Below are 2,571 nucleotides of genomic sequence, written 5' to 3'. Positions count from 1 at the left end.
CAATATTAGGTAACTGATTTGCATAGAATACATTAGTTAATTTTACATCCATAGGATGATGACGAAGTAATACAATATTTTTGTTTTCCATAAAAGTTCCTCCTTAATCTTATATTACTATTCGTAGATTTATTTTTTTACCAATACATCCCCAATGGGATGTAAACAATAGAATGTCAAAAACTAAACTCCAAATGTCTTTCTTCCCCCCTCTTTTAGTTATTTTGGTAATATTAATATATCCAATTAAAAAGGGATTGCAACCAATCCCCTTTTAATCAATTTACTATTTTTCCTTTTAAAAATTCATAAATCATAATCATACCTTTATCACTAAAGGTATCTGAGGTATCTGTTTGCTGATGCATAGTCCTAGCAAAGTCAGGGAATATACTCATATTACCTTTAAACCATGCAATATCCTTATCCGTTGAATTAATTATGAAAATGGATGGAATATTATTAGAAACGAAGCAATTATAATCCCCAAATGGCAAAGAGGATAATACCTGAATCTGCGAATCTGAAATAATATCTTCCATACATTTAAAATCGAATAACGCTTTACCAATTTTATCGTATGTTAATAAGATATTATTGCCTAACCCACACATATCTAAATTAATCATACCTTTAATATTATTTTTTCCGACAATGGAAATGAATTCTTTACTGCCTACACCCCCTGCCTCTTCCTTATCGAAAAATACAAAATCAATACTTTTATTTGTGCCTTTTAAATTCTTAATTAAATTTAAAAGAATTACACATGCGGCTGCATTGTCGTTTGCACCATAATAAAATGCATCATAATGAGCTCCAATAACAAGCCTTTCATTAGTTGGATTAAAAGAAACAACAATATTTTTAGTTGTATTACCAACAATTTTGTAATCAATACCAATAGAATCTAAAATGCATAGGATTGCATTCCTTCTATTCTCATTACCTAATACTGCAATTTCGTTTAAATAATTTATCATATAAAGACCTCCTCGTATAATCTATTCTGTAGAGGTATTTTTTACTTACTTTATTACATAGTAATAAAATTATTCAAAATAGATGTTTTTTATACTTCTTTATACTTTATTCCAAATAACTCTATATCACCATTACTATCTTCAACGAGATCCTTTGTTTTATCTTTTCCAAATAGATAAGTTAGCATATTTTTATTATCTATCGTTTTAGATTCATTTAATATATATAGTAATGGCCATAAATGAATTTCTTTTTGACTAGCTTTTTTTCTTTCCTCTTTAGCTGCCTTTTTAGATTTTGTTTTTTTGCCTTCTTGCTTTTTAATTTTGTTTATAATCTTTTTATCTATTATATGACCAGTAACATCGAATACTTCTTCGATAGTATGTGGATTTGCTATTTTTTCTTTATACTTTAAATAGAAGCTATCGAGCTCTTCTGTTATTGCTTTATTTTTAGCAAAATAATTTACATCATTATTATTTTTAGTAAGATTAAATTTTGTTTCAATATTATCTATTTTTTTAAATGTCTTTTCTAAATCCATGATTATCTTATTCGCATAGCTTGGATAATGATTTTCAGTTGCTTTATTAATCCTATCCATATTTAAAATATAATGCATGGATACTTTTCCTTCTTCTCTACCTCCTGTAGGAAATTTTAAGACATTGATTTCCCCCATTAATGTATTATATTTTGTGTGTTCTTTTTCAATATTATATTTTTTATAATTGCTCTTTTTGATATTGTACATAAAATCTGGTATTTTATGGTATTCACCTTTACTTACGTACGCTCTAATTCGGTTATATTCCTTTAATGAATCTACATTATAGTCTCTCTTGGCCTTATCAATTTCCATACCAGATAGAATTGCTAATTTACATATTTCCATGTAAAGATCTTCATCGATACTTCCGCTATTATTATATTTATCCCATAATATACTATTTAGATGTTGAGAGAGATTTGTAATTCTACCTACATAATTATTTGCTATTTTATTATCAATATCATATAATTTCTGCTTCCCTTTTGCAGATTGGCTCTTTACCTTGCATACAGGAACCAAGAATTTATCATAATTTTTCTTTGTAGCCTCTACCATCGGTTCAAAGTCAGTAACGAGCATAGTATCACTATCGTAATCCATACCATTTAATCTTTGCTGAATATTTTCATTTATAGCATTGACACATACAATTTCTTTAGATAAGTTAAAATACTTATCGTATTCTTCCTTCTTTACATTTTTAGCCCAATATAGATTTCCCATAGTAACGTGAGGGAATCTTGCAGCGCAAATATCTTTTCCTTCCTCAAAGAATTTACAAATGATTTCGTTCTTTCCAATTAATGGCTTCGTTTCACTTTTAAATTCACCAATCGTAGCGAGCAATAATTCATATCCATTACCAAAGATTGTAGCATATGTACCAGGAATCAATAATCTTCCTTTTTTAAAGTTTTTCTTAATATCTTCGATTATATTTGTTCTAAATTCAGAATATAAAATAGTCTTTTCGAATTCATTATTAATGCTTAATAGCTTAGAGCATATTTTAAATTTAGAGCGTTTATATT

Annotated in this window: 2 protein-coding genes; both read right to left on the bottom strand. The window is 27.5% G+C overall.

Going from position 1 to position 2,571, the window contains the following annotated elements; all coding sequences use genetic code 11:
- Positions 1–278 precede the first annotated feature (278 nt).
- Positions 279–983 (bottom strand): M28 family peptidase, encoded by a 705-nt coding sequence (locus SPJ17_RS07415; protein ID WP_321094266.1) that lies wholly within the window; start codon positions 981–983, stop codon positions 279–281.
- Positions 984–1,072: 89 nt separating this feature from the next.
- A partial coding sequence (locus tag SPJ17_RS07410) for a hypothetical protein (RefSeq protein WP_321094264.1) occupies positions 1,073–2,571 on the bottom strand: 1,499 nt, incomplete at its 5' end.

Origin of the sequence: Anaeroplasma sp. (assembly GCF_034179385.1) — a bacterium.
Lineage (GTDB): Bacteria > Bacillota_I > Bacilli_A > Acholeplasmatales > Anaeroplasmataceae > Anaeroplasma.
Note: the sequence above shows the minus strand (reverse complement) of the source record. Positions and strands in the feature narration are given on the sequence as shown.

Bases quoted from the DNA above. Each gene is read 5' to 3' on its own strand.
- SPJ17_RS07415 (WP_321094266.1), bottom strand. From the start codon at position 983: ATGATAAATTATTTAAACGAAATTGCAGTATTAGGTAATGAGAATAGA.